The sequence below is a fragment of the Gammaproteobacteria bacterium genome, assembly GCA_016765075.1.
In the GTDB taxonomy this organism is placed as follows: Bacteria; Pseudomonadota; Gammaproteobacteria.
The window spans coordinates 1-7,084 of record JAESQP010000161.1 but is presented as its reverse complement, the minus strand read 5'-3'; the positions used below and the strand labels follow the sequence as shown (position 1 = coordinate 7,084).

The window sequence follows — 7,084 nt, the reverse complement described above, 5'->3', positions numbered from 1 at the left end:
TGCCACTCAACCAGGCTATACGTGAACCATCGATGCCTGAATCGGGGCCAATGCTTGATTTAAGCGCAGCAAAGGCTTCAGCCCAACTGGCATCAATCAACTTACCTTGCTGACGAATCTTAGGTTGTTTAAGACGATCTGGATTGTAGTGTACTTGCAGTGCAGCCTGACCAATTTGACACAGCGCACCCTGATTAACAGGTGACTCTGGGTTGCCTTCCAGCTTTAGTACGCGACCTTCACGGACGCGACCAATAATACCGCAACCAGCATCACATTGTTGACAGGTTGACGCATACCAAACACCAATGCCCGGAATGACATACTCTTCCGGCATCAGGTAAGAAACTACATCTTCCTCACCTTCTTCCAGCGTCACGGTGCTTGGCATATCGCAGGCAGCTAAAGCCACCGAGGCACCACTTAACCCAGTAATTTTCAGAAAGTCTCTACGCTTGACTTTATACGTGCTCATTTAGCAATCGTCCTCTACGCTTGTCATCTACGCTGGCCAGCTACACTTGGCGTCAGACAGCGCGCTTATTTATGACACTTCCAACAATCGAACGGGCCGTCGTTGGCTTCGTGACATTCGCGACAAAAGCCCATAGTTAGCGACTTTACCTTACGTGCAACAGTCATCTCCTTGAGATCACCGTGACAAAAAGAACACACTTCGTCGGCACGCTCAACGTCCATACCTTCATTATCAAAGATAAAGCGCTTGAGATGCTTCTCATGGTTAAAATGCACAAAGTCTGGTAAATCATGCACTTTCTTCCACTTCGGCGATTCACCTTTTTGCCAGTATTCAGTTAACTTCTTGATGAGCGGCTTGTCTGTCGCAATAACCGTGTGGCAACCCATACACTTACTGGTTGGCGGTATGCCAGCAACATTACCGCGGCGGGCATAGGTATGGCAGTACATGCAGTTAATCTTGTTATCCCGCGCATGAATATCATGGGGGAACTCGATAGGTTGTTCGACGTGTTTGCCGTCAAAATCGCCCTTGGGCGGAACGGCATTAGGTACTTCTGCATAAGCGCTGCCAACAAAAAACAGCAGCAAACACAGCACACCGAATGCCAAATTGAAACGCGGTGCAAGGGGGGACAAAACCGAGCCTCGGAGGACTACGTGCCCTCGGGATACAATATTGCTATTGCTCTGTGTTCGATTGCTTGGTGACGCCTTCCCAGGAATCAGTCCATACGTCATAAACGTTACCTCAAATTCTCGCGCAGGTGATGCGAGTATTATCTAACAAATTCAGAAATGCATACTTACAGAGGAAGGGGATCAGCCACGCCGAGCAGCCATTAGCCCGGAAAAAATATTGTCTAACGCCGCTGTTAAGCAGGGCCAACTGCATACAGCGATCACTATTGGTAACAACACTTTTGGCTTAAACCAAATAAAGCCTGCCCCCACGCCGGTATCTTGCCACCAGCATTTCTGATGTGCGCGTTCACTGAACTCCGAAGCTAAAGGCAATCGCCTTCGCAGCGGTGATAGAGGCCGGCATCCTAGACTAATTCAGCCTGGGCTGTCAATCTTAACTCGGCATGAATGACTGTCTCTTAACACATTAAATTGGGCTTACAATACACCAAAAAATAATCCGTGATTTTTCACAAAGCACGGAAGGTATTGTTTCTCAAACAAAATCACTGAACCACAATGCGCTTGCGCCATAAAAAAGCGTCTGATTAAATCGGATTATCAATGTCTATAAATTCATGATCGAGGCTAAACTGCTTTGCTAAATGTTGTCCCAAGGCTTGGACACCATAACGCTCAGTAGCATGATGACCCGCCGCCAGGTAATGAATGCCCAGCTCTTTTGCCGCATGAAAAGTGCGTTCTGACACCTCGCCGCTGATATAAACATCAGCGCCCGCTACTGCGGCCAGTTCAATATAATCTTGCGCAGCGCCGGTACACCAGGCGACACGCGTCAGCGGCCTATCGTGCCCCATAATTAACAAGGGCTGGCGGCTTAATGTGGCGCTAACATGCTGGGCAAAATCAGCAATACTCCTTACAGGTTTCAATAATTGTGCACAACGCACCAACTCTGGATTGTTAGCTGGCCCAATGGCTGCACCAAAATCAAGGCCCAGCTGCTGGGCGAGCTGGGCGTTATTACCCAGTTCCGGGTGTACATCCAACGGCAAATGATAGGCATAGAGACTGATATCAGCACCAATTAATGCTTTGATACGATGATATTTTTGGCCGACAATGCAAGGGCTTTCGCCTTTCCAGAAATAGCCATGATGCACCAACAAGGCATCGGCATTAGCGGCCACGGCGGCATCAATCAAGGCCTGGCTTGCCGTCACACCACTGACGATTTTTTGAATCTCTCGCTTGCCAGCAAGCTGCAAGCCGTTAGGGCAATAATCACGCTGCGCCGAAACAGTCAATAATTCACTGCAATAGCTTGCCAGTTGCTCTCGTTCTACCATGAGCTTGTCCTTTTATGTTGTATCATTCACACATCATTTTGTCTTTAACGACACACCTGTATCTATGCGTAAATTTCTGCTCTATCTCGCCCAAGGCGCGTTTATCGGCCTTATTGTGGCATTCATCTATTTATTACTGTTTCAGCCCCATGTCTTTGAACACAAAGCCATCACACTGAACCAAGAGGCCAAGCCCACTATTGGCCAATTTGAACAACGTCATGGCGCCATCGGTGGTCCAGTATCTTACGCCAACGCCGTTGACTTGGCCGCCCCTGCCGTCGTCAATATCCACACCACAAAAATCATACGCCAACGACGCAATCCAATGTTGGACGATCCTTTCTTTCGCCGTTTTTTTGGTGACAAATTCAATTCGCGGCCACGGCAACGTGCTGAAAGCAGTTTAGGCTCAGGCGTTATTGTCAGCTCAGAGGGCTATGTACTGACCAATAACCATGTGATTGAGGGTGCTGATGAAATTGTCGTCGCTTTGGCCGATGGCCGCAGCTCTAAAGCGACGGTGGTAGGCACTGACCCAGATACCGACCTTGCGGCACTGAAGATTCATGTCGATAATTTACCGGTGATTACTGTCGGCCAGTCTGACTTGCTTGCCGTCGGTGATGTAGTGCTGGCTATAGGCAACCCATTTGGTGTTGGCCAAACGGTGACTATGGGCATTGTCAGCGCCACAGGACGCAGCGGGCTCAACATCACCACCTTTGAGAACTTTATTCAAACCGATGCCGCCATTAACCCGGGCAACTCGGGCGGTGCGCTGATCAATGCCTTTGGCCAACTCGTCGGCGTCAATACCGCCATATTCTCCAAGAGCGGCGGCTCTCAGGGCATTGGCTTTGCCATCCCTACCAGTGTGGCAATAAAGGTATTGGAACAACTGATTGCCACCGGCCATGCGATACGTGGCTGGCTTGGCATCGAAGTTCAGGACATCACGCCACGTCTAGCCCAATCATTCCACCTTGACAGCCCTAACGGTATTCTTGTCGCAGGCGTATTGGAAAACGGCCCAGCTCACCGCGCAGGCTTTCGCTCGGGGGATATTATTGTCGACATAACGGGCATTGATTTTTCTAATGGTCGCGAAATGATGAATCAAATCGCGCAAACAGCGCCGGGCGAAAAACTGATTATCGAGCTAATCCGTGACCGCCAGTCCATACAGTTAGAGACCATTATTGGTCAACGGCCACAGCGCAACTAGCGCCCATCTCGCCCCCTGACGAGAAATACAGGCTAGGACCTATTCTGCCCATCGCCGCCGCTTTGCTTGGCGGTTTCATCTTCAGCCAGTTCGTCTTCAGGCTTGATTGACGTAAAATATTTAGACAAAACAAGACCAACCTCGAACAATAGCCACATAGGAATGGCTAACAGAGTTTGCGAAATAATATCGGGTGGCGTCAACAGCATACCGAAGACAAATGCTCCGACAAAAACGTAAGGACGCTTTTCACGCAAGCTATCAGCTGTGATCATACCTGTCTTGATAACGAGAATGGTTGCAATAGGCACCTCAAAGGCAATGCCAAAAGCGAAAAATATTTTGATGACAAAACTAAGATACGAGTTGATATCCGGCATTACGGACACACCCTCTGGCGCGGTACCCTGTAAAAAAGCAAAAACTAGGGGGAATACAACGAAATAGGCGAACGCCATGCCGAGATAAAATAACAAGGTGCTTGATAACACCAGCGGAAAAGCCAATTTCTTTTCATGCTTATAAAGCCCAGGGGATATAAATGCCCAGGCGTGATAAAGCAATACCGGCACACCAATAAATATGGCTAACACCAACGTCATTTTCAGTGGCGTTAAGAAAGGATCGATAACACCAATCGAAATCATCTTGGCGTCTTGCGGCATTTGCGCTAGTAATGGCTCAGCTAAAACACCATAGAGATCATTAGAAAAGGGCAACAAGCAAACAAATATGACAAGAATAGTAATGACCGCTCTGACCAGACGATCACGCACCTCCTTCAAATGTTCCATGAAAGGTGATTCTTGCTCTGGTGGGAAATTCTTTGTGGTCATAAGAAATCTAAGGGGCTACTTTGTGCAAGCGCGGCAAACAGGCAGCTAACTTGATGAGGTCTTGTTATTAGTAGGCACAGAACTACTTGTGCCACTATCAACCGGTATAGAATCCTTGAGCTGATTAACGGTATCGTGTAATTCAGCCAGCCCCTCTTGGTCTGAAGCAAGGTTCTTTAGCTCTTCAGCCTTATCTATCTCGCTTTTGATTTCTTGTTTGACACTGGCAGCAACCTTCCTCGCTTTGCCAACCCATTGACCTACATTACGTATCAAACCAGCGAATTTGTCCGGGCCAACGACAATCAAAGCAATGGCAGCGACAACCAGAATTTCCCAAGAACTGATATCAAACATGTCAGATCCTATTAGGCTTTGTCTTTTTCCGCTGAGACACTTTTCTCAGAGACCTCACCTTCAATCACATCGTCGGCATCCGCTTTTTCAAGCTTCGCATCAACGCCTGCTTCGTCATCTTTGCCTGCTTCGCCATCTTTTATGGCGCTCTTAAAGCCTTTAACCGCACTACCTAAATCACCACCGACATTGCGTAAACGTTTTGCGCCAAACAACAGCAGCACAATCACTAATATAATCAATAACTGCCAAACACCGATACCACCCATTATTTCTCTCCAACAACCTAATTTTTATCCGTCACCGCTAGCTACTTTTCAGCGCGCGACACCTTCTCTTCAATACCAGAAACACCAAAACGTCGCGCCAACTCGTCGGTCACTGCCGACACTGGTATACCTTTATGAACCAGTAAAATCAAGGCGTGAAACCATAAGTCTGCCATTTCATGAATCACCTGCTCGCGCGTTTCGCTCTGACTGGCAATGATCACTTCAACGGCCTCTTCACCCAACTTCTTTAAAATCTTGTTCTGCCCTGCTTGGTAAAGACTAGCAACATAAGACGTGTCAGCATCAGCTGTTTTACGACCTTCCAGTACTTTTTCCAGCTTGGTGAGGATATCACTCATCGTAACAAATCACGCCTAGTCAACCCCATAATGGTCGCTTTTATAATGGTTTTCAACCAAAGTTTAGGCAGAAAACTGTCCATTTAAATGACCGATTATTAGCAAGATTGGGGCTTAGAGACGAACTTCAATACCCGCAGCAGCCATAAATTGCTTGGCTTCACCAATACTGTACTCACCATAATGAAAAATACTTGCCGCCAGTACCGCGTCTGCATGACCCAACTCAACACCAGCAACTAAATGTGATAATGAACCAACACCACCCGAGGCAATCACAGGCATAGTAATAGCATCACTCACCGCACGAGTCAGATCGAGATCAAAACCCGCTTTAGTGCCATCACGATCCATACTGGTCAGCAGAATTTCTCCGGCACCATAATGTTGCATGCGCTGCACCCAGTCAATCACGTCAATGCCTGTCTCTTTGCGTCCACCATGAGTATAAATCTGCCAACGGGGAGGCTCGCCTTCCGCCCTGAGGGAAGGCGGTAGCATTCCTGAGGAAGTACTCTTGGGGTGCGCGCTAACACAACGCGCGTCAACCGCAACAACAATACATTGTGCCCCGTATTTATCGGCAGCACGACGCACCAGATCTGGGTCAGCAATTGCGGCGGTATTAATGCCAACCTTGTCGGCACCTGCTTTGAGCATACGGCCAACATCGGCAACGCTGCGAATGCCACCACCGACGGTCAAGGGGATGAAAATCTCACTGGCCACTTGCTCAACAACATGCGCCATGGTATCGCGCCCCTCATGGCTGGCGCTGATGTCAAGGAAGACTAGTTCATCAGCACCCTGGGCGTCGTAACGACGCGCCACCTCGACGGGGTCACCGGCATCACGAATATCGACAAATTGCACGCCTTTCACTACGCGCCCTTTATCCACATCGAGACAGGGAATAATTCGTTTTGCCAGTGCCATAGAAAACCTTTTTATAGATTGAGAAAACGTGTTTTAGAGTGTCTCGAAATGCTTTTTAAAATGACAAAGCTTAAGAAGCATCACCGAGTTCATGATCGTCAAACAAGTGGCCAAGCTTGCCAGCCTTTGTCGCTAAATATTGCTTATTATGGGGATTGATGCCTGTTTGTAATGCTATACGCTCAGAAACCGTTACACCAAGCTTTTCTAACGCCTGCACCTTCTGTGGGTTGTTGGTCAGCAGTTTCACATTACTCACATTTAAGTGTTTCAAAATAGGCTGGCAAATACCATAATCCCGCATATCTGCACCAAACCCAAGCTGCTCGTTAGCCTCAACTGTATCAGCACCCTGATCCTGAAGGTGGTACGCCTTGATCTTGTTGAGCAAGCCAATGCCCCTGCCTTCCTGACGTAAATAAAGGATTGCACCTCTTCCCTCTTTAGCAATACGGCGCATGGCCTCTTCTAGTTGAGCGCCACAGTCGCAGCGCACACTAAACAGTGCATCACCTGTCAGGCATTCGGAATGAATACGAAGCAATACGGGTTCATCACTGGAAACATCACCCATGGTGACAGCAATATGCTCTTTATTGCTGTCTGTATCCTCAAAACCATG

The 7,084-nt window shown here is 48.1% G+C and carries 10 protein-coding genes; 1 reads left to right on the top strand and 9 read right to left on the bottom strand.

Going from position 1 to position 7,084, the window contains the following annotated elements; genetic code table 11:
- The 3 genes from JKY90_09990 to JKY90_09980 all read right to left on the bottom strand — a co-directional run.
- A partial coding sequence (locus JKY90_09990; protein MBL4852584.1) for a twin-arginine translocation signal domain-containing protein occupies positions 1–475 on the bottom strand: 475 nt, incomplete at its 3' end.
- A gap of 65 nt (positions 476–540) precedes the next feature.
- Positions 541–1,119, bottom strand: coding sequence for a cytochrome c3 family protein (locus tag JKY90_09985; protein ID MBL4852583.1), 579 nt, complete (start codon positions 1,117–1,119; stop codon positions 541–543).
- A gap of 593 nt (positions 1,120–1,712) precedes the next feature.
- Positions 1,713–2,474, bottom strand: coding sequence for a Nif3-like dinuclear metal center hexameric protein (locus tag JKY90_09980; protein ID MBL4852582.1), 762 nt, complete (start codon positions 2,472–2,474; stop codon positions 1,713–1,715).
- 64 nt (positions 2,475–2,538) lie between these two features.
- On the opposite strand from JKY90_09980, the gene JKY90_09975 reads away from it, so the two are divergent.
- A complete protein-coding gene (locus JKY90_09975) occupies positions 2,539–3,702 on the top strand; it encodes a trypsin-like peptidase domain-containing protein (protein MBL4852581.1) in 1,164 nt (387 codons plus the stop codon).
- A 32-nt stretch (positions 3,703–3,734) separates the two neighbouring features.
- On the opposite strand, the gene tatC is transcribed toward JKY90_09975, so the two are convergent.
- The 6 genes from tatC to ribA form a co-directional block, all read right to left on the bottom strand.
- Positions 3,735–4,538: a twin-arginine translocase subunit TatC gene (tatC, locus tag JKY90_09970; protein ID MBL4852580.1), complete on the bottom strand. Its 804-nt coding sequence runs from the start codon at positions 4,536–4,538 to the stop codon at positions 3,735–3,737.
- Positions 4,539–4,583: 45 nt separating this feature from the next.
- Positions 4,584–4,895, bottom strand: coding sequence for a twin-arginine translocase subunit TatB (gene tatB, locus JKY90_09965; GenBank protein MBL4852579.1), 312 nt, complete (start codon positions 4,893–4,895; stop codon positions 4,584–4,586).
- Positions 4,896–4,906: 11 nt separating this feature from the next.
- Positions 4,907–5,164 carry a twin-arginine translocase TatA/TatE family subunit gene (gene tatA, locus JKY90_09960; GenBank protein MBL4852578.1) on the bottom strand — a complete coding sequence of 86 codons (258 nt, stop codon included), beginning with the start codon at positions 5,162–5,164 and terminating at the stop codon, positions 4,907–4,909.
- 41 nt (positions 5,165–5,205) lie between these two features.
- Entirely contained in the window at positions 5,206–5,526 is a 321-nt protein-coding gene (locus JKY90_09955; GenBank protein MBL4852577.1) for a phosphoribosyl-ATP diphosphatase, read from the bottom strand.
- A 114-nt stretch (positions 5,527–5,640) separates the two neighbouring features.
- Positions 5,641–6,462 carry an imidazole glycerol phosphate synthase subunit HisF gene (hisF, locus tag JKY90_09950; protein ID MBL4852576.1) on the bottom strand — a complete coding sequence of 274 codons (822 nt, stop codon included), beginning with the start codon at positions 6,460–6,462 and terminating at the stop codon, positions 5,641–5,643.
- Between the two features lie 70 nt (positions 6,463–6,532).
- On the bottom strand, positions 6,533–7,084 hold a 552-nt coding region (gene ribA / locus JKY90_09945), incomplete at its 5' end, for a GTP cyclohydrolase II (protein MBL4852575.1).